This window comes from Luteimonas padinae, assembly GCF_014652935.1.
In the GTDB taxonomy this organism is placed as follows: Bacteria; Pseudomonadota; Gammaproteobacteria; order Xanthomonadales; family Xanthomonadaceae; genus Luteimonas; species Luteimonas padinae.
Window position 1 is genome coordinate 269,421 of sequence record NZ_BMZT01000003.1, and the last position, 18,870, is coordinate 288,290.

Here is an 18,870-nt window from a genome sequence, read left to right on the forward strand (position 1 = left end):
ATGCTTCTGCTCTATCCGCGCAAATCCGCGTGATCCGCGTTCATCCGTGGCAAAGGCTTTTGCTCTTCCGACAGTCCCGTGACCGAAGCCGCAACCAAGCAGAATCTCCTGGACCTCGATCGCGCGGGGCTGGAGGCGTTTTTCGCCGATGTACTCGGCGAGAAGCGTTTCCGTGCGCACCAGGTGATGAAGTGGATCCACCACCGGCACGTGACCGACTTCGACGAGATGACCGACCTGGGCAAGGCGCTGCGCGCCAAGCTGCAGGAGCGGGCTGAAGTCGTGGTGCCGCAGGTGCACTTCGACAAGGAATCCGAGGACGGCACCCACAAGTGGCTGCTGGGCATGGATGGCAGGAATGCCATCGAGACCGTCTACATTCCCGACAAGGGCCGCGGCACGCTGTGCGTGTCCTCGCAGGTGGGCTGCGCGCTCAACTGCACCTTCTGCTCCACGGCCACCCAGGGCTTCAACCGCAACCTGTCCACCGCCGAGATCATCGGCCAGGTCTGGGTGGCGGCGAAGCACCTTGGCAACATTCCCCACAAGCAGCGCCGCCTCACCAACGTGGTGATGATGGGCATGGGCGAGCCGCTGGCCAACTTCGACAACGTCGTGCGCGCGATGAGCGTGATGCGCGACGACCTGGGCTACGGCCTGGCCAACAAGCGCGTGACGCTGTCGACCGCCGGCATGGTGCCGATGATCGATCGGCTGGCCGAGGAAAGCGACGTCTCGCTTGCCGTGTCGCTGCACGCGCCCAACGACGAGCTGCGCACGAAGCTGGTGCCGCTCAACAAGAAGTACCCGATCGCCCAGCTGATGGACGCCTGCGTGCGCTACGCGCTGCGCAAAAAGGGCGAGTCGGTGACCTTCGAATACACGTTGATGAAGGGCGTCAACGACCAGCCGGAGCACGCGCTCGAGCTGGTGCAGCTGCTGCGTGCGTTCGACCGCGCGGTGCAGATGAAGGACGCCGCCAAGATCAACCTGATTCCGTTCAACCCGTTCCCAGGCACGCGCTACGAGCGCCCGGACGATGCGGCGATCCGCACCTTCCAGAAGCTGCTCAACAGCGCGGGCATGATTGCGCCGGTGCGCCGCACCCGTGGCGACGACATCGACGCCGCCTGCGGCCAGCTCAAGGGCCAGGTCGCCGACCGCACCCGCCGCCAGGCCGAGTTCCGGCGCAGCCTCGAGGCGGGCGGGGAGGGCGGCCATGTCCATCGCTAGGCTGGCTGCCTGCGCGATGGCGGTGGCCGTGCTGGCGTCCACCGCCGGCTGCGCGCGGCTGAGCTTCATCAAGCCGAGCGCCGAGCGTGGCAGGTCCGAACAGGTGGCGCCGGTCTATGACGTCAGCGGCAAGCGCGGCAGCGGCCGGTCCGACGACAATCCCCGCGTCCACCTGCTGCGCGGCGAGCAGGCGCTGCGCGAGGGTCGCGCGGCCGATGCCGAGGCCGAAGCCCGCAAGGCGCTGCGGATCGATGGCAGCAGCGAACTCGCGCATACGCTGCTGGCGCTGTCGCTGGATCGCCAGGGACGCACCGCAGATGCCGGCGAGCACTATGCGCGCGCCGCGGAGCTGGCGCCGGGCTCGGGCGCGGCGCTGAACAACTACGGCAGCTGGCTGTGCCTCAACGGCCGCGCGCCCGAAGCGATGACGTGGTTCGACCGCGCCCTGGCCGACCGCAGCTATGCCAGCCCGGCCTCCGCGCTGGCCAATGCCGGCGCCTGCGCGGTCGAAGGCGGCCAGCCGGCGCGGGCCGAGCGCGATCTGCGCGCCGCCCTGCGCCTGGATCCGGTGAATGCTGTTGCGCTCGAAGCGCTGGCGCGGCATCTTTACCGGCTGGGGGAATACTTCGAGGCACGGGCGTTTTCGCAGCGCCGTCTCGATGCGGCACAGGCTTCGCCGGCCGCGCTACTACTTGCGTCACAGATCGAGGACAAGCTCGGCGACAAGGCTGCCGCCGCTCGTTATGTTCAGCGCCTGCGGTCGGAGTTTCCGCACGCGCCAGCAAGGCTGCCCGGGGACAGCACTTCACGATGATGCCGTCAGACCACAACACGACCGACGCCAACCATGGCTGCGGCCAGCGCCTCCGCACCGCCCGCGAGGCCGCCGGCCTCTCCATCCAGGACGTCGCCAGCCGGCTGAAGATGCCGGTGCGCGTGGTCGAATCGCTCGAGGCTGAGGACTGGAGCCGCCTCGGCGCACCGGTCTTCATCCGCGGGCAGCTGCGCAGCTACGGGCGCCTGCTTGGACTCGCCACCTCGACGGTCCACGCGGCCTCCGGAGTCGAACCGGTCCGGCCGGTGGAGCTCAAGCCGCGCACCTACGTGCCGCGCATGCGCATCATCGCCGAGCAGTCCGCGCGCCGCCTGGTCTACGTGGTGATCACCGCCGCGATCGCGCTGCCGGTGTGGCTGGCGACCCGGCCGCACCTTGCGCCGCAGGACACGGTGTCGGGGTCGCTGGACGTCCCGGTCGGTGCGGTGGGCGAACCCGAGGCTTCCCGCGGTCCGACCGCCCTGGTGGCCTCCATGGCGCCGGTCCCGCAGCGCACCGCTCCGCAGGCGGCGCCGGCCGTCGCCGCCCCCGCGCTGGAGTTCGAGCTGTCGGACGACAGCTGGGTCGAGATCAGCGCTCCCGATGGACGCGTGCTCGAGCAGACCCTGCTGCGTGCCGGCGAGATCCGCGGCTTCGCGGCCGGCGAAGTGGGCGCGGTGGTGCTCGGCAACGCCGACGCGGTCGACGTGCGCGCCAACGGCGAGACGCAGGACATCTCGCCCTACCTCCGGGCGAACGTCGCCCGCTTTACGGTATCCTCTGACGGTTCGCTCGCGCCCGCCGGCCACTGAGCCCGGCGCAGCGGCTGCGACGGTCCCTCCGGGACCCCGCGCATGAAACCGGCGGCCCGCTCGCGGGCCGTTCCCTTTCCGGTGTCCACACGCCCGTCGGCGGCGTGGCGCCCAGCATGATCGGAAGAACATGGCAGTAGACGAGTTGCTCGACGAGCACGAACAGGGCGAACGCGTACGCCAGTGGATCCGGCAGAACGCCATCGGGGTGGTCGGCGGCATCGCGGTCGCGCTGGTCCTGGTCTACGGCTGGGGCAAGTGGCAGGACCACCTGCACGGCCAGCGCGTCGCCAAGGGCGAGGCCTATACCGCGTTCAACGAAGCGCTCGCGGCGGATGACCTCGAGCAGGCGCGCAGCCTGGCCGATTCGGCGGGTCTTTCCGAGGGTGTGTACGCCAGCCTGGTGCCGCTCGACCTGGCGGCCGCCCAGGTCCGCGCCGGCGACAGCGAGGCGGCGATCGCGACGCTCTCGGGCATCCGCGACGCGGACCCGGCGCTGGCGCCGGTCATCGCGCGCCGGCTGGCGGTGCTGCTGATCGACGCGGGGCGCACCGACGAGGCCCTGGCCGCGCTCGGCGACGCCCGCGACGCCGGCAGCCTGGAAGTCCGCGGCGACGCCGAACGGGCCGCCGGGCGCATGGAGCAGGCCCGCGAGGCCTACGCCGCCGCGCTTGCGGCGCTCGACGAGACCGCCCCCCAGCGCGGGCTGGTGCGGATCAAACTGATCGATGCCGGCGGTACCCCCGCCGCGGATGACGGGGAGCAGGCCCGATGAGCGCACAGATCTCCAATTCCACGCCTCGCGGCCTGCGCCTCGCCGGCCGCGCCGCCGTCGTGCTCGCCTGCCTGAGCGTGGCCACCGGCTGCAGCACCGTGCGCGGCTGGTTCTCCAGCGGCGACAAGGACGAGGTCCAGACCGAGCCGGCCGAGCTGGTCGAGTTCCAGTCCCAAGCCACGCCCAGCCGGCTGTGGACGGCGAGCGCCGGCAAGGGCGACGGCAACACCGGCGTGCGCCAGGGCGCGTTCATCGCCGACGGCGTGGTGTACGCCGCGTCGGTGGAAGGCGGGGTGCGCGCTTTCGACCTGCAGAGCGGCAACAGCCTCTGGCGGCACGAATCGGACCTGCGCCTGTCCGGTGGTCCCGGCGCCGGCGACGGCCTGGTCGTGGCCGGCTCGCTCGACGGCGAGGTGGTCGCGCTGGACGCGGCCAGCGGCGCGCTGCGCTGGACCGCCAAGGTGCCCAACGAGGTCATCGCACGCCCGGCGGTCGGCCAGGGCCTGGTCGTGGTCCGCTCGAACGACGGGCGCGTCACTGCGTTCGACGCCGCCAGCGGCGAGCGCCGCTGGTTCTGGATCGAGGAGCTGCCCACCCTGACCGTGCGCGGCAACGCGCCGGTCGCGCTCGCCCCGGGCTACGCCTTCGTCGGCACCGACGAGGGCGACCTGGTCGCGCTGTCGCTCACCGACGGACGCAAGATGTGGGAGCAGGCGGTCGCCCTGCCTGACGGGCGCACCGAGCTTGAGCGCATGGCCGACATCGACGGTGCGCCCGTGGTCGATGGCCCCGCCGTCATCGCCAGCAGCTACAAGAACCGCACCATGGCCTTCGAAGGCCCGTCCGGCCGGCCGCTCTGGGCCGCCGAGAGCGGCGGCGCCGGCAGCGTCGGCGTCGCAGACGACCGCGTGGTCGTGAGCGACGCCGCCGGCACCGTCTGGGCCATCGACAAGTACGTCGGCACGTCCTACTGGCGCCAGCCGGCGCTGGCCCGCCGCAACCTGAGCCCGGCGGTCGTGCACGGCGCCTACGCCGTGGTCGGCGACCTCGAGGGCTACCTGCACTGGATGCGGCTGTCCGACGGCGAGTTCGCCGCGCGCACGCGCGCCGGCCGCTCCGCCATCGCGGCGCATCCGGTGGTGGCCGACGGCGTGATGGTGGTGCAGAACGTCGACGGCGACCTCAGCGCCTGGCGCATCGACTGAACCCCGCGAATTGGCGGGACATCGCGGCCCCGGGTAGTCTCTGCCCGGGGCCGCGCGTTTCCCGCATCCACGAACCAAGGCACGACATCCCATGCTTCCCCTGGTCGCCCTGGTGGGCCGTCCCAACGTCGGCAAGTCGACGCTCTTCAACGCCCTGACGCGCACGCGTGACGCGCTCGTGCACGACCAGCCGGGGGTCACCCGCGACCGCCACTACGGCGTGTGCCGGCTCGACGAGGCGCGGCCCTTCGCGCTGGTCGACACCGGCGGCATCGCCGATGGCGGCGTGCACCTCGTCACCGGCGACCTGGCCGGCGCGACCGCGCGCCAGGCCCGCGCCGGCGCCGACGAGGCCGACCTGGTGCTGTTCGTGGTCGATGGCCGCGAAGGTCCGTCGTCGGTCGACGACGAGATCCTCGCGTGGCTGCGCAAGTCCGACAAGCCGGTGTTCCTGGTGGTCAACAAGACCGATGGCGTGGACGCACGCGCCGCGCTGGCGGAATTCGCGCGCTACGGCTTCCGCGACGTCGTGCCGGTCTCGTCCGCGCACCGCCAGGGCCTCGACGACCTGGTCGAGGCGATCCACGAACGCCTGCCGGAGCAGGGCGCCACCGAAGTCCCCGACAACGACCCGGACCGCATCCGCATCGCCTTCGTCGGCCGTCCGAACGTGGGCAAGTCGACCCTGGTCAACCGCATCCTCGGCGAGGAGCGGATGATCGCCTCCGACGTCGCCGGCACCACCCGCGATTCCATCTCCGCCGACCTCGAGCGCGACGGCCGCCTGTACCGGCTGGTCGACACCGCCGGCATCCGCCGCAAGTCGCGGGTCGACGAGGCGGTGGAGACCTTCTCGATCATCAAGACGCTGGAGTCGATCGAGCACTGCCAGGTCGCCGTGGTGCTGATCGACGCCCGCGAGGGCGTGACCGACCAGGACGCCAGCGTGCTCGGCGCCGTGCTCGACGCGGGGCGCGCGCTGGTGATCGCCGTCAACAAGTGGGACGGCCTGGACACCTACCAGCGCGAACAGGTCGAGGCGCTGCTGTCGCGCAAGCTGGCCTTCGTGCCCTGGGCCGAGGCCGTGCGCATCAGTGCGCTGCACGGCTCCGGCCTGCGCGAGCTGTTCCGCGCGATCCACCGCGCGCATGCTTCGGCCACGCGCAGTTTCAGCACCGCCGAGGTCACGCGCGCGGTCGAGATCGCGGCCGAGGCCAGCCCGCCGCCGGTGGTGCGCGGCCATGCCGCCAAGCTGCGTTTCGCGCATCCGGGAGGCGAGAGCCCGCCGACCATCATCGTGCACGGCACCCGCCTGCGTACGCTGTCGGACAGCTACAAGCGCTACCTCGAGAACTTCTTCCGCAAGCGCTTCAAGCTGGTCGGCACGCCGGTGCGCTTCGTGTTCAAGGAGGGCGAGAACCCCTACAAGGACAAGAAGAACGTGCTGTCCGAGCGCCAGGTGGCGAAGAAGAAGCGCCTGATCCGTCACGCCAAGCGCGGGAAGTGAACCAGGCGGCGACCACGCTCGGGCTGCTGGCAGGCGGGCGCGCCACGCGCCTGGGTGGCCTCGACAAGGCCTGGCTGCAGCGCGGCGGAGTGCCGCAGGTGGTCCGCCTGGCCGGACGCGTGCGCGGCGAGGTCGACGCGGTGCTGGTCTCCGCCAACCGGGACCACGGCCGCTATGCCGCCCACGATCTGGTTCCGGTGGCCGACCGACATCCGGACCTCGGGCCCTTGGGTGGGCTGGATGCCCTGGCCGCCGCCTGCGCGACGCCGTGGCTGCTCACGCTCCCGGTGGATCTGGTGTCGGTCAACGACTGCCTGCTGCGCAACCTGCGCGCCGCGGGCGGGGAGGGCGCCTGGGCCGAGGACGACGATGGCCGCCAGCCGCTGGTGGCGCTGTGGCGCGTCGAGGCGCTGCGCGCGGCGCTGCCGGCCGCGCTGGAGTCCGGCGACTTGGCGGTGCGCACGCTGCAGGCGCGGCTCGGAATGGTCGGCGTGCGCTTCGCCGGCCTGCGCTTCGGCAACCTCAACACGCCCGATGACCTCGCCGCCGCCGGCTGCACGCCGGGATGAACGCTGCGTGCCGCGGCGGGAGCGGCGCGGGCGGATGGCTTGGCGTAGGGTAGGCGGATCTCGGGTTGGCCGCAGTCGGCGGGAGTGGGGCGGTGGCGGATAATCGCGGCATGCGTGCAACTGAAATCACACCGCGCGACGCACGGCGGCGGCTCGAAACCATGGGCGCCACCCTCGTCGACGTGCGCGAAGACCATGAGCGCGAGGGCGGCATGGCCGAAGGTGCGCTCGGCATCGCGCGCGGCGAGCTGGAGGCCGACCCCGGCTTCCACTTCTACGACCGCGACCGCGAACTGGTGCTGATCTGCCAGACCGGCGGGCGCTCGATGCTGGCGGCCGAAGCGCTGCGGCGCCAAGGATACCGCAACGTGGCCTCGGTCCGCGGCGGCACGCTGCGCTGGATCGCCGAGGGCCTGCCGATGGCCCGCCCCGATCCCGCGGCGCCGGCGCGCGACGAGGATTTCCACCAGCGCTATTCGCGCCACCTGCTGCTGCCCGAGATCGGCATGCGCGGCCAGAAGCGGCTGCAGTCCTCGCGCGTGCTCATGCTGGGCGCCGGCGGCCTCGGCTCGCCGGCCGCCTTCTACCTGGCCGCCGCCGGCGTGGGCGAGCTGCGCATAGCCGACGACGACGTGGTCGAGCGCAGCAACCTCCAGCGCCAGATCCTGCACACCGACGCCGATATCGGCCTGCGCAAGGTCGATTCGGCCGAGGTCCGGCTGTCGGCGCTCAACCCGCGGCTGACGATCGACGCGGTGGCCGAGCGGGTGACGTCGGCCAACATCGACCGGCTGATGGAGGGCGTGGACGTGGTGGTCGACGGCGCCGACAACTTCCCCGTGCGCTACCTGCTCAACGATGCCTGCATCCGCCACGCGGTGCCGCTGGTCTACGGCGCGGTGCACCGCTTCGAGGGCCAGGTCAGTGTGTTCGACGCCGGCCGCCACCGCGGCGAGGCGCCGTGCTACCGCTGCCTCTTCCCCGAGCCCCCGCCGGCCGAGGCCGCGCCCAACTGCAGCGAGGCCGGCGTGCTGGGCGTACTGCCGGGCGTGGTCGGCATGCTGCAGGCCACCGAGGCGCTGAAGCTGCTGCTGCACGTGGGCGAGCCGCTGCGCGGGCGCCTGCTGCACTTCGATGCCCTGGGCATGCACTTCCGCGAAACGCGGCTCACGCCCGATCCGGCCTGTCCGGTGTGCGCGCCGGGGCGGGAATTCCCCGGCTACATCGACTACGCCGCGTTCTGCGCGGGTTGAGCGTGTCCCGCGCGTGAGCGGGACCGCCGACGGACTCGGCTAGTCTTTCCGCTCCATCGGAGAGGACGACGGCATGACGACGACACCGCGCGGCTGGATGCGCCTGGCGCTCCTGGCGCTCATGACCTGCGTCCTGCCGGCGCTTCCGGCCGCCGCGGCCGACCCGTGCCCGCTGCTGCGGGCGCAGCAGTCGGCGCCCGACGCGGCCACGCGCATCGCGGCCGTCGCCTGCGAGGAGCACCAGGCCTGGCATCGTCCCTTCATCGACCCGCAGGGCCGGCTGGCGGGTTCGGTGGTGCGCGAGGCCGAGGCGGCGCTGCTGGCCAACGGGCAGCCGGCCTGGCAGCGCGTGGGCGACTACTGGCGGGGCAGCGGCCTGCTGCGCCAGGTCCTGCAGCGTCCCGGCGCCGTCGAATGCGCGCAGCCACCGGCGCAGCACTCAGCAGCGGCCTGCCGCAGCTTCATCATCGACACGCCCTGGTCGGCGGCCTTCGTGTCCTGGGTGATGCGGCGCGCGGCGCTGCCGGGCTTCGGCGCCTCTGCCAGCCACGTCGACTACGTGCGCGCGGCCTATCGCGACCCCGAAGGCAGCGCCTACCGGATCGCCGATCCCCGCGCGGCGAAGCCGGCGCCGGGCGACCTGCTGTGCTACGTGCGCGTCGCCGATCGCAGCTACGGCTTCGGCGGCCTGGCGACCCTGCTGGGCGGCGAAGGGGGCGGGCTCGGCATGCATTGCGACGTGGTCGTGTCCGCCGGCGAGCGCCTCGCGCGCCTGGTGGGCGGCAACGTCCTCGACGGCGTGACCATGCGGCTGCTGCCGCTGACGGCGGGCGGCCACTTCCAGGACCTGCCGATGCGCACGGATGGCGACCCGGCCTGCACTCCGGACGCGCCCGAGGCCTGCAATGCGAACCGCCAGGACTGGGGGGCGCTGCTGCAGCTGCGGCCGCAGGCCGAGCTCGCCCGGCTGGCCCCGCCGCCTCCGCTGCAGGAACCGGCGAGTTCGCCCGCGGCCCCGCAGTGCTGCGTGCACTGCGTCGTCGGCGCCGGTGTCCCGCGCTGCCCGGCGGGGACCCCTGCGCCGGTGCGTTGACCGCGCCGTGGCCGCACGGGTTCGCGCGCGGCGGCCTTGATCGGCGACAATGGCCGCTTCCCCGCGCACGATCAGGCAGGCATGTCCGAGACCTCACCCACGGCCCGCATCCTCGACGGCAAGGGCATTGCCGACCAGCTGCTGGAATCGCTGCGGGTCCGGGTCGAGGCGCGCGTCGCCGCCGGCCACGAGCCGCCCGGGCTGGCCGTGGTGCTGGTCGGCGACAACCCGGCCTCGCGCTCCTACGTGCGCAACAAGCGCCGCGCCGCCGGCATCGTCGGCATCCGCGCCTTCGACTTCGACCTGCCGGAAGGCACCACCGAGGCGGAGCTGCTGGCCCTGATCGACCGGCTCAACGCCGACCCCAAGGTGCACGGCATCCTGGTGCAGCTGCCGCTGCCCGGCATTCCCGACGCCACCCGCCTGATCCACCGCATCGACCCGCGCAAGGACGTCGACGGCTTCCACCCCGAGAACGTCGGCCACCTGGCGCTGCGCCAGTTCGGCCTGCGGCCGTGCACGCCGCGCGGCATCACCACCCTGCTGGCCTGGACCGATCGGCCGGTGCGCGGGCAGAGCGCCACGATCGTGGGCGTCAGCAACCACGTCGGCCGCCCGATGGTGCTGGAGCTGATGATCGCAGGCTGCACGGTCACCGCCTGCCACAGGTTCACGCCGCCCGAGGTCCTTCGCCGCCATGTCGGCGAGGCCGACATCCTGGTGGTGGCCGTGGGCAAGCCGGGAATGATCCCGGGCGAGTGGATCAAGCCCGGCGCGGTGGTGATCGACGTCGGCATCAACCGGCTCGACGACGGCCGCCTCGTGGGTGACGTCCAGTTCGCCGAGGCCGCCCGCCGCGCCAGCTGGATCACTCCGGTGCCGGGCGGGGTGGGGCCGATGACCGTGGCCACGCTGATGGAGAACACGCTCGAGGCCGCCGAGGCCCTGGAAACGGGCGACGACGCGGGCTGAGCGGGACGCGGCGTCCCGCCCCGCGGCACGCCGCGAGGTGCCGCGGCGCGGTACAATCGCGTGCTTCACCACCACTGGCACCGCCATGCTGCGTATCCAGGCTGACGCGCTGACCTACGACGACATTTCGCTCGTCCCGGCGCATTCCACCGTCCTGCCCAAGGACGTCTCGCTCGCCACCCGCCTCACCCGCGACCTCCGGCTGAACATGCCGATCGTGTCCGCCGCCATGGACACCGTCACCGAGGCCCGCCTGGCCATCGCCATGGCCCAGCTCGGCGGCATCGGCATCGTGCACAAGAACATGAGCGCCGAACGCCAGGCGGCACACGTGCTGCAGGTGAAGAACTTCGAGGCCGGCGTGATCCGCGAGCCGTTCACGGTCTCCCCGCAGACCTCGATCGGCGAGGTGCTCAAGCTCACCCGCGCGCGCAACATCTCCGGCGTTCCAGTGGTCGATGGCGACCGGCTGGTCGGCATCGTCACCGGGCGCGACATGCGCTTCGAGAAGAAGCTCGATGACCCGGTGAAGAACATCATGACCCGCAAGGACAAGCTGGTCACGGTGAAGGAAGGCGCCAGCGACGAAGAGGTCATGGAGCTGCTGCACCGCCACCGCATCGAGAAGGTGCTGGTGGTCAACGACGACTTCCAGCTGCGCGGCCTGATCACCGTCAAGGACATCCAGAAGGCGCACGACAACCCGAACGCGGCCAAGGACGCGTCGGAAAGCCTGCTGGTTGGCGCCGCGGTCGGCGTGGGCGGTGACACCGAGGAGCGCATCGAGCGCCTGGCCGCCGCCGGCGTGGACGTCATCATAGTCGACACCGCGCACGGGCATTCGCAGGGCGTGATCGACCGCGTGGCCTGGGCCAAGAAGCACTTCCCGCAGCTGCAGGTGGTCGGCGGCAACATCGTCACCGGCGACGCCGCGCTCGCGCTGATGGACGCCGGCGCCGACGCGGTCAAGGTCGGCGTGGGCCCGGGCTCGATCTGCACCACGCGCGTGGTGGCGGGCGTGGGCGTGCCGCAGATCACCGCGATCGACATGGTTGCCTCGGCGCTGCAGGACCGCATCCCGCTGATCGCCGACGGCGGCATCCGCTATTCCGGCGACATCGGCAAGGCGCTGGCCGCCGGCGCGTCGACGGTGATGATCGGCGGCCTGTTCGCCGGCACCGAGGAGACCCCCGGCGAGACCGAGCTCTACCAGGGCCGCAGCTACAAGAGCTACCGCGGTATGGGCTCGCTCGGCGCCATGGAGAAGGGCTCCAGCGACCGCTACTTCCAGGAGGCCGCCAGCGCAGACAAGCTGGTGCCCGAGGGCATCGAGGGCCGGGTGCCGTACCGCGGCCCGCTGGCCGGCGTGATCCACCAGCTCCTTGGCGGCCTGCGCGCGACCATGGGCTACGTCGGCTGCGCCAGCATCGACGAGATGCGCAGCAAGCCGCAGTTCGTGAAGATCACCGGCGCCGGGCAGCGCGAGAGCCACGTGCACGACGTGCAGATCACCAAGGAACCGCCGAACTACCGGGCCGGATGAGATGACGCGCCGCCGCTCCCCCCGGACGCCGTCGCCGGCACGCCGCATCCTGCTGCGCGGCATCGCCGTGGCGGTGCTGGTGGCGGTCGCGCTTTACGGCTACACCTTCTACCGCGGCTGGCAGCTGCGCGATTCCTGCACCGGCAACGGTGGCGAGTGGAACGCGGAGCTCGAGCAGTGCACCTTCCGACTCGCGCTGCCCGAGCAGTCGCCCCCTGAATTCACGCCATGACCGACCTGCACCGCGACAAGATCCTGATCCTCGACTTCGGCGCGCAGTACACGCAGCTGATCGCGCGCCGCGTGCGCGAGCTCGGCGTCTACTGCGAGATCTGGGCCTGGGACCACGACCCGGCGGAGATCGCCGCCTATGGCGCGCGCGGCATCATCCTCTCCGGCGGGCCGGAATCGACGACGGCCGAAGGCGCGCCGGTCGCGCCGCAGGAGGTGTTCGACAGCGGCCTGCCGTTGCTGGGCATCTGCTACGGCATGCAGACCATGGCCAAGCAGCTCGGTGGCGAGACCGAGGCCGCCGACGCGCGCGAGTACGGCCACGCCGAAGTCACCCTGGTGGCCGCCGACCGCCTGTTCGGCGACCTGCGCGACCACCTCGGCCTGCCGCCGCGCCTGGACGTGTGGATGAGCCATGGCGACCACGTCTCGAAGGCGCCGCCCGGCTTCACCGTGACCGCGAAGACCGAGCGCGTGCCGGTGGCGGCCTTCGCCAACGAGGACAAGCGCTGGTACGGCGTGCAGTTCCACCCCGAGGTCACGCATACGAAGTCCGGCCAGGCTCTGCTGCGGCGCTTCGTGGTCGACATCTGTGGCTGCGAGACGCTGTGGACGGCCGAGCAGATCATCGAGGACCAGATATCGCGCGTACGCGAACAGGTGGGGTCCGACGAGGTGATCCTGGGCCTGTCCGGCGGCGTCGACTCTTCCGTGGTCGCGGCGCTCCTGCACCGGGCGATCGGCGACCAGCTGACCTGCGTCTTCGTCGACACGGGGCTGCTGCGCTGGCAGGAGGGCGACCAGGTCATGGCGACCTTCGCCGACGCCTCCGACGCGCACGGCCTGGGCATCCGGGTGATCCGGGTCGATGCGCGCGAGCGCTATTTCAAGGCGCTGGCCGGGGTCACCGACCCGGAGGCCAAGCGCAAGATCATCGGCAACCTGTTCGTCGAGATCTTCGACGAGGAGGCCGGCAAGCGCGCCAACGCGAAGTGGCTGGCGCAGGGCACGATCTACCCCGACGTGATCGAATCCGCCGGCAGCAAGACAGGCAAGGCGCACGTCATCAAGAGCCACCACAACGTCGGCGGCCTGCCCGAGCACATGAAGATGGGGCTGGTGGAGCCGCTGCGCGAGCTGTTCAAGGACGAGGTGCGCCGCATCGGCGTGGCCTTGGGCCTACCGCACGAGATGGTCTACCGCCATCCATTCCCCGGCCCGGGCCTGGGCGTGCGCATCCTCGGTGAGGTCAAGGCCGAGTACGCCGACATCCTGGCGCGCGCGGACGCGATCTTCATCGAAGAGCTGCGCAAGGCGGGCCTGTACGACCAGACCAGCCAGGCCTTCGCCGTGTTCCTTCCGGTCAAGTCGGTGGGCGTGGTCGGCGACGCGCGCGCCTACGAATGGGTGATCGCCCTGCGCGCGGTCGAGACCATCGACTTCATGACCGCGCACTGGGCGCATCTGCCGTACGACTTCCTCGGCCGGGTCTCGAACCGGATCATCAACGAGGTGCGCGGCGTGTCGCGCGTGGTGTACGACATCAGCGGCAAGCCGCCGGCGACGATCGAGTGGGAGTGACGCCGGGCGCACGCTGCGCCCCGTCGCCCCTGCTGCCGCCGTCGCCGCCGTCGCCCCTGTAGGAGCAGCTACAGCTGCGACCCCTCTGCCACAGGATCGCAACCTGCGTGGACACGGCTGCGACTGTAATGGCGGGTCGCAGCTGTAGCTGCTCCTACAGGGGACGTGCGAGGGGGCGGGGCGGTGCTGGGGTCAAAACGCCCAGGTCAGCAGCAGCGCCACGCGGCCGTCGGCCACGCTGGCGTCGCCCACGGACTCGGACAGCAGGTCGCCGTAGCTCGAGGTGTCGGTGTACTGCAGCTTCGCGTTGATCGGGCCGAAGTCGCGGTCCAGGCTCACCAGCCAGTCGCTGTAGCTGTCGCCGGCAGCGTCGTCGAGGTCGTAGTGGCCAGCCTGCAGGCCAAGCGTCAGGCCGGTATCGGCCAGCGGGAAGGCCGCGCCGGCGTAGTAGTACCAGCCCTTGCCGCCGAGGTTGAAGATGTCCGGCGAGTACGCGACGCCGACGTGGTACTGCTCCACGAAGGTCAGGCTGGCTTCGATCTCGGTGTAGTCGATGTCGTAGTCGGCGCCGTTGTGGCCGGGGTAGGCCACGCGCGACACGAACACGTCCAGCTCCGTGCTGTCGTTCAGGGCGCCCGCCCAGCCGATGAAGCCGTTGAGCTCGTAGTCGATGCCGTCATCGGGATCGCCGAAGTCGACGTTGGAGGCGAAGCCGCCGACGTAGAAGCCGCTGTCATGCTCGACGAAGGCCTCCAGCTGCAGCGCCGGGTCCTCCATCGTCTGCGAAACGCCGCGCCACACGTAATCGCTGGCCGCCGTGACCTCGCCGCCGAAGGTCCAGGCCGGACCGCCGGCGTCGTCCTGCGCCAGGGCGGGCAGGGCGGTGGCGGCAAGCATGGCCGCAAGCGCGGCGCACAGGGAGGACGTCTTCATTGCGGGTCTCATAGGGGAAACCCGCCAATATATACTTCGCCGGCCAGACGGTAAATTCGCGTTGACACCCTCGGGGTGCGCTCCGAACATGCCCGCTGCCACCGTACCCAGCCCTTGGAGAACTGCCGTGTCCCTGCGCCTCGCCCCGCTTGCCTGCGCCCTGGTCCTTGCCGCCTGCGGGGGCAGCCAGACCGGCTCCGACGCCTCCGGCACGCCGGCCGGCGCCGAGGAGAAGGTGCTCAACGTCTACAACTGGTCCGACTACGTCGCCGACGACACCATCGCCGGCTTCGAGGCCGCCACCGGCATCAAGGTCAACTACGACGTCTACGCCGAGAACGAGACGCTCGAGACCAAGCTCACTGCCGGCGGCTCCGGCTACGACGTGGTGTTCCCGTCCGCCCGGCCCTTCGCCCAGCGCCAGATCCGCGCCGGCCTGTACGCGGAGCTCGACAAGTCGAAGCTGCCGAACCTGCAGCACCTGGACCCCGCGATCCTGCAGGGCCTGACCGACATCGATCCCGGCAACGCCCACGTCGTGCCCTACATGTGGGGCACCACCGGCCTGGGCATCAACGTCGACAAGGTCACCGCCGCGCTCGGTGCCGACGCGCCGCTGGATTCCTGGAGCCTGCTGTTCGATCCGGCGAACGCCGCGAAGCTCGCCTCCTGCGGCATCCACGTGCTCGACGATGATCAGGAGGCCTTCGGCGCCGCCCTGATCTGGCTCGGCCGCGATCCCAACGCCGGCGCCGCCGACGAGATCGAAGCCGTGCAGCAGGCCTATGCCGCCATCCGCCCGCACATCCGCACCTTCAACAACGCCGAGTACAAGGACGCGCTGGCCAACGGCGACGCCTGCCTGGTGATGGGCTACTCCGGCGACATCGGCCAGGCCCGCGACGTCGCCGCCGAGGCCGCGGACGCCACCGGCAAGGCCGCGCCCGACATCCGCTACGTGATCCCGAAGGAGGGCGCGATCCGCTGGATGGACGTCATCGCGATCCCGAAGGACGCCCGCCACCCGGGCAACGCGCACGCCTTCGTCGATTACCTGATGCAGCCCGAGGTCATCGCCGCGGTCACCGACCACGTGGCCTATGCCAACGCCAACCTCGCGGCGACGCCGCTGGTCGATCCGGAGATCGCCGGGGACCAGGGCGTGTATCCGCCCGAAGCCGTTCGTGCCAGGCTGGTCGACCCGGTGTCGCTGCCGGAAGACGTGCAGCGCCAGCGCGTGCGCGCCTGGACCGGCATCAAGAGCGGCCGCTAGGCGATGGCCGTTCCCGCGCGGAGCGTCGCTTCCGAGCCCTGGCGCGACCCCGCGGCCCAGCCCTTCGTCCGCATCGAGGGGGTCACGAAGACCTTCGGCAAGGTCTACGCCTGCGACGACGTCACGCTCGACATCTACCGCGGCGAGTTCTTCGCGCTGCTGGGCGGCTCCGGATCGGGCAAGAGCACGCTGCTGCGCATCCTGGCCGGGCTGGAAGCGCCCGACCAGGGCCGGATCCTGATCGACGGCCTCGACGTCACCCACCTGCCGCCCTACCAGCGGCCGGTGAACATGATGTTCCAGAGCTATGCGCTGTTCCCGCACATGACGGTCGCGCAGAACATCGCCTTCGGCCTGCGCCAGGACCGGCTCCCGGCCAGCGAGATCCGCGACCGCGTCCAGTCGATGCTGGAGCTGGTACGCATGCCGCAGCTCGGCAACCGCAAGCCGCACCAGCTCTCGGGTGGCCAGCGCCAGCGCGTGGCCCTGGCCCGTGCGCTGGCCAAGCAGCCCAAGCTGCTGCTGCTCGACGAGCCGCTGGGCGCGCTCGACAAGCGCCTGCGCGAGCACACCCAGTTCGAACTGGTGAACATCCAGGAGCGCGTCGGCACCACCTTCATCATGGTCACCCATGACCAGGAGGAGGCGATGACAATGTCGTCCCGCATCGCGGTCATGGATACCGGCCGCATCGTGCAAGTGTCGACGCCGGCGGTGCTGTACGAGTATCCCGCCACTCGCTTCGTGGCGGAGTTCATCGGCGGCATCAATATTTTCGAAGGCCGCGTGCTGGGCAGCGACGAGGGCAGTGGCCAGGTCCGCATCCAGTGCGACCCGCTGGACGCCGAACTGCTCGCGCGCCACACCGACCCGCTGCCCGAGGGCACCGCGGTCAGCGTGGCCGTGCGCCCGGAGAAGATCGACGTGCACGAAGCGCCGCCGCAGCGCGGCACCGTGGCCACCGAGAACGTGGTGGTGGGCAAGGTGCGCGACATCGCCTACCTGGGCGACGTGTCGATCTACCAGGTCGAGACCGAAGCCGGCGCCATCGTGCGCGTGCAGGAAACCCACGTCGCGCGCAGCTCCGAGCCGCACTACGACTGGGACGACACCCTGTGGCTGAGCTGGGAAGCGGCCAGCGCGGTGGTGCTGACGGCATGAACACCGCGGGGCGCAACGCCGGCCTGTGGGACTTCTGGTTCGACGTGGTGCGGAACCTGTTCGGCTGGTTCCGCAGCGTCGGGCAGGAGTTCCGCACGCGTCGCGGCCGCTTCCTGGTGACCGCGCTGCCGATGCTCTGGCTGGGGCTGTTCTTCCTGGTGCCGTTCCTGATCGTGCTCAAGATCAGCTTCGCGCAGGCGGTGTTCGGGCAGGCGCCGCCGTATACGGCGCTGGTCGAGCACGCGGCCGATGGCGCGGCCTCGCTGCGCCTGCACACCTCCAACTACGCCATGCTGCTGTCGGACCCGCTGTACGTGGCGGCCTACCTGAAATCGCTGCTGTTCGCGTCGGTGTCGACGCTGTTCTGCCTGCTGCTCGGCTATCCCATCGCCTACGGCATCGCGCGCGCGTCGCCGGTCAAGCGGCTGGTGCTGCTGGTGCTGGTGATCCTGCCGTTCTGGACCAGCTCGCTGCTGCGCACCTACGCGCTGATCGGCATCCTCAAGGCCAACGGCCTGCTGGCACAGGCGCTGTCGGCGGTCGGCCTGGCCGGGCCCGACTTCGCGCTGCTGCACAGCGACACCGCGGTCTACATCGGCATCGTCTACAACTACCTGCCGTTCATGATTCTGCCGCTGACGGCCACGCTGATGCGGCTCGACTTCACGCTGCTCGAGGCCGCGGAAGACCTGGGGGCCAAGCCCTGGCAGGCGTTCGCGCGCGTGACCCTGCCGCTGTCGATGCCCGGGATCATCGCCGGCGCGCTGCTGGTGTTCATCCCCGCGGTGGGCGAGTTCGTCATTCCCGACATCCTCGGCGGACCCGATGCGCTGACCATCGGCCGCGTGCTGTGGATCGAGTTCTTCACCAACCGCGACTGGCCGCTGGCGGCCGCGGTGACGATCGCGATGCTGGTGCTGATCGTGCTGCCCACGCTCGTGTTCGAGTACTTCGAGAACCGCCGCAACGAGCGCGAGGCCGAGGCATGAAGCGCAACCCGACGCTGCTGTACACGGCGATGGTGCTGGGCTATGCCTTCCTCTACATCCCGATCCTGTCGGTGGTCGTGTATTCATTCAACGCCTCGCGCGTGGCCACGGTCTGGGGCGGGTTCTCGACGCGCTGGTACACGGCGCTGCTGGAGAACCAGCAGCTGCTGGACGCCGTGCAGCGCAGCTTCCTGATCGCGGCGCTCACCGCCACCGCGGCGGTATTCCTGGGGACCGCCTGCGGGCTGGCGCTGTCTCGCTTCGGAAAGTTTCCCGGGCGGGGGCTGCTGAGCCTGATGAACTCCGCGCCGATGGTCATGCCCGACGTGATGATGGGCCTGAGCTCGCTGCTGCTGTTCGTGACCCTGCAGCAGGCCTTCGGCTGGCCGGACCGCGGCATGGTGACCATCACGCTTGCGCACATCACGCTCACCGCCTGCTACGTCACCGTCGTCGTGCGCTCGCGCATGGCCGGCATGGACGACAGCCTGGAAGAGGCCGCCATGGACCTGGGCGCGCGGCCCTGGCGGGTGTTCTTCGTGATCACCCTCCCGCTGATCGCCCCGGCGCTGCTGGCCGGCTGGCTGCTGGCGTTCACGCTGTCGCTGGACGACCTGGTGATCGCGAGCTTCGCCTCCGGGCCGGGCTCGAGCACGCTGCCGATGGTGGTGTACTCGAAGGTGAAGCTGGGCGTGACGCCGGAGATCAACGCCCTGGCCACGATCATCGTGGTGCTGGTGGCGCTGGGGGTGAGCATCGCCGGTGTGCTGATGCACCGGCGCAGCCGCACGAACACCTGACTGCCGCCTGTGGGAGCAGCTATAGCTGCGATGGCCTGCAGCGGCGGCATTGGCGTGCGGCGGCAGCATTCGCAGCTATAGCTGCTCCTACAGGGGGCCGGACTGGTCGGGGGCGATGGGGGCGGA

General features: G+C 70.9%; 18 protein-coding genes. 17 read left to right on the top strand and 1 reads right to left on the bottom strand.

Translation table 11 applies throughout. The features are described from left to right. The first annotated feature begins 42 nt into the window (after positions 1-42). From rlmN to guaA, 13 genes are all read left to right on the top strand, one after another. On the top strand, positions 43-1,233 hold the full coding sequence (gene rlmN / locus IE168_RS04740; protein WP_189495891.1) for a dual-specificity RNA methyltransferase RlmN: 1,191 nt from the start codon (positions 43-45) through the stop codon (positions 1,231-1,233). Further along, positions 1,220-2,047: a tetratricopeptide repeat protein gene (locus IE168_RS04745; RefSeq protein ID WP_189495730.1), complete on the top strand. Its 828-nt coding sequence runs from the start codon at positions 1,220-1,222 to the stop codon at positions 2,045-2,047. Before rlmN ends, IE168_RS04745 begins: the two co-directional genes overlap by 14 nt. Then, positions 2,044-2,859: a helix-turn-helix domain-containing protein gene (locus IE168_RS04750; protein WP_229823105.1), complete on the top strand. Its 816-nt coding sequence runs from the start codon at positions 2,044-2,046 to the stop codon at positions 2,857-2,859. The genes IE168_RS04745 and IE168_RS04750 overlap by 4 nt, the downstream gene beginning before the upstream one ends. Positions 2,860-2,989: 130 nt before the next feature. Then, positions 2,990-3,634 (top strand): YfgM family protein, encoded by a 645-nt coding sequence (locus IE168_RS04755; protein ID WP_189495732.1) that lies wholly within the window; start codon positions 2,990-2,992, stop codon positions 3,632-3,634. Then, positions 3,631-4,839 (top strand): outer membrane protein assembly factor BamB, encoded by a 1,209-nt coding sequence (gene bamB, locus IE168_RS04760; RefSeq protein WP_189495734.1) that lies wholly within the window; start codon positions 3,631-3,633, stop codon positions 4,837-4,839. The genes IE168_RS04755 and bamB overlap by 4 nt, the downstream gene beginning before the upstream one ends. A gap of 91 nt (positions 4,840-4,930) precedes the next feature. Next, positions 4,931-6,346, top strand: coding sequence for a ribosome biogenesis GTPase Der (gene der, locus IE168_RS04765; protein ID WP_189495736.1), 1,416 nt, complete (start codon positions 4,931-4,933; stop codon positions 6,344-6,346). Continuing rightward, a complete protein-coding gene (gene mobA, locus IE168_RS04770) occupies positions 6,343-6,915 on the top strand; it encodes a molybdenum cofactor guanylyltransferase (protein ID WP_189495738.1) in 573 nt (190 codons plus the stop codon). The genes der and mobA overlap by 4 nt, the downstream gene beginning before the upstream one ends. A 110-nt stretch (positions 6,916-7,025) precedes the next feature. Next, positions 7,026-8,168, top strand: a complete 1,143-nt coding sequence (gene moeB, locus IE168_RS04775) for a molybdopterin-synthase adenylyltransferase MoeB (RefSeq protein WP_189495740.1) — start codon at positions 7,026-7,028, stop codon at positions 8,166-8,168. A 73-nt stretch (positions 8,169-8,241) separates the two neighbouring features. Next, on the top strand, positions 8,242-9,261 hold the full coding sequence (locus IE168_RS04780; protein WP_189495742.1) for a DUF2272 domain-containing protein: 1,020 nt from the start codon (positions 8,242-8,244) through the stop codon (positions 9,259-9,261). 81 nt (positions 9,262-9,342) lie between these two features. Further along, complete coding sequence (gene folD, locus IE168_RS04785) at positions 9,343-10,233, top strand: bifunctional methylenetetrahydrofolate dehydrogenase/methenyltetrahydrofolate cyclohydrolase FolD (RefSeq protein ID WP_189495744.1); 891 nt, start codon at positions 9,343-9,345, stop codon at positions 10,231-10,233. An 85-nt stretch (positions 10,234-10,318) separates the two neighbouring features. After that, positions 10,319-11,776: an IMP dehydrogenase gene (gene guaB / locus IE168_RS04790; RefSeq protein WP_189495746.1), complete on the top strand. Its 1,458-nt coding sequence runs from the start codon at positions 10,319-10,321 to the stop codon at positions 11,774-11,776. 1 nt (position 11,777) lies between these two features. Then, the gene (locus IE168_RS04795; RefSeq protein ID WP_189495748.1) at positions 11,778-12,008 is read left to right on the top strand and encodes a hypothetical protein; all 231 of its coding nucleotides are present in this window, start codon (positions 11,778-11,780) and stop codon (positions 12,006-12,008) included. Then, positions 12,005-13,588, top strand: a complete 1,584-nt coding sequence (gene guaA, locus IE168_RS04800; RefSeq protein WP_189495750.1) for a glutamine-hydrolyzing GMP synthase — start codon at positions 12,005-12,007, stop codon at positions 13,586-13,588. Before IE168_RS04795 ends, guaA begins: the two co-directional genes overlap by 4 nt. Positions 13,589-13,780: 192 nt before the next feature. On the opposite strand, the gene IE168_RS04805 is transcribed toward guaA, so the two are convergent. After that, on the bottom strand, positions 13,781-14,521 hold the full coding sequence (locus tag IE168_RS04805; RefSeq protein WP_189495752.1) for a TorF family putative porin: 741 nt from the start codon (positions 14,519-14,521) through the stop codon (positions 13,781-13,783). A 127-nt stretch (positions 14,522-14,648) separates the two neighbouring features. Between IE168_RS04805 and IE168_RS04810 the strand changes: the two genes are divergently transcribed. The 4 genes from IE168_RS04810 to IE168_RS04825 are packed head-to-tail and all read left to right on the top strand — an operon-like array spanning position 14,649 to position 18,744. Beyond that, entirely contained in the window at positions 14,649-15,794 is a 1,146-nt protein-coding gene (locus IE168_RS04810) for a polyamine ABC transporter substrate-binding protein (RefSeq protein ID WP_229823106.1), read from the top strand. Positions 15,795-15,797: 3 nt separating this feature from the next. Beyond that, positions 15,798-16,955, top strand: a complete 1,158-nt coding sequence (locus IE168_RS04815) for an ABC transporter ATP-binding protein (RefSeq protein ID WP_189495756.1) — start codon at positions 15,798-15,800, stop codon at positions 16,953-16,955. Next, positions 16,952-17,944, top strand: coding sequence for an ABC transporter permease subunit (locus IE168_RS04820; RefSeq protein ID WP_308430336.1), 993 nt, complete (start codon positions 16,952-16,954; stop codon positions 17,942-17,944). The genes IE168_RS04815 and IE168_RS04820 overlap by 4 nt, the downstream gene beginning before the upstream one ends. Beyond that, the gene (locus tag IE168_RS04825) at positions 17,941-18,744 is read left to right on the top strand and encodes an ABC transporter permease subunit (RefSeq protein ID WP_189495758.1); all 804 of its coding nucleotides are present in this window, start codon (positions 17,941-17,943) and stop codon (positions 18,742-18,744) included. Before IE168_RS04820 ends, IE168_RS04825 begins: the two co-directional genes overlap by 4 nt. Positions 18,745-18,870: the final 126 nt, after the last annotated feature.

Bases quoted from the DNA above. Each gene is read 5' to 3' on its own strand.
- IE168_RS04755 (WP_189495732.1), top strand. From the start codon at position 2,990: ATGGCAGTAGACGAGTTGCTCGACGAGCACGAACAGGGCGAACGCGTA.
- IE168_RS04805 (WP_189495752.1), bottom strand. From the start codon at position 14,521: ATGAAGACGTCCTCCCTGTGCGCCGCGCTTGCGGCCATGCTTGCCGCC.
- der (WP_189495736.1), top strand. From the start codon at position 4,931: ATGCTTCCCCTGGTCGCCCTGGTGGGCCGTCCCAACGTCGGCAAGTCG.
- IE168_RS04750 (WP_229823105.1), top strand. From the start codon at position 2,044: ATGATGCCGTCAGACCACAACACGACCGACGCCAACCATGGCTGCGGC.
- IE168_RS04795 (WP_189495748.1), top strand. From the start codon at position 11,778: ATGACGCGCCGCCGCTCCCCCCGGACGCCGTCGCCGGCACGCCGCATC.
- guaA (WP_189495750.1), top strand. From the start codon at position 12,005: ATGACCGACCTGCACCGCGACAAGATCCTGATCCTCGACTTCGGCGCG.
- IE168_RS04745 (WP_189495730.1), top strand. From the start codon at position 1,220: ATGTCCATCGCTAGGCTGGCTGCCTGCGCGATGGCGGTGGCCGTGCTG.
- bamB (WP_189495734.1), top strand. From the start codon at position 3,631: ATGAGCGCACAGATCTCCAATTCCACGCCTCGCGGCCTGCGCCTCGCC.
- IE168_RS04780 (WP_189495742.1), top strand. From the start codon at position 8,242: ATGACGACGACACCGCGCGGCTGGATGCGCCTGGCGCTCCTGGCGCTC.
- folD (WP_189495744.1), top strand. From the start codon at position 9,343: ATGTCCGAGACCTCACCCACGGCCCGCATCCTCGACGGCAAGGGCATT.
- IE168_RS04815 (WP_189495756.1), top strand. From the start codon at position 15,798: ATGGCCGTTCCCGCGCGGAGCGTCGCTTCCGAGCCCTGGCGCGACCCC.
- IE168_RS04825 (WP_189495758.1), top strand. From the start codon at position 17,941: ATGAAGCGCAACCCGACGCTGCTGTACACGGCGATGGTGCTGGGCTAT.
- moeB (WP_189495740.1), top strand. From the start codon at position 7,026: ATGCGTGCAACTGAAATCACACCGCGCGACGCACGGCGGCGGCTCGAA.
- guaB (WP_189495746.1), top strand. From the start codon at position 10,319: ATGCTGCGTATCCAGGCTGACGCGCTGACCTACGACGACATTTCGCTC.
- IE168_RS04820 (WP_308430336.1), top strand. From the start codon at position 16,952: ATGAACACCGCGGGGCGCAACGCCGGCCTGTGGGACTTCTGGTTCGAC.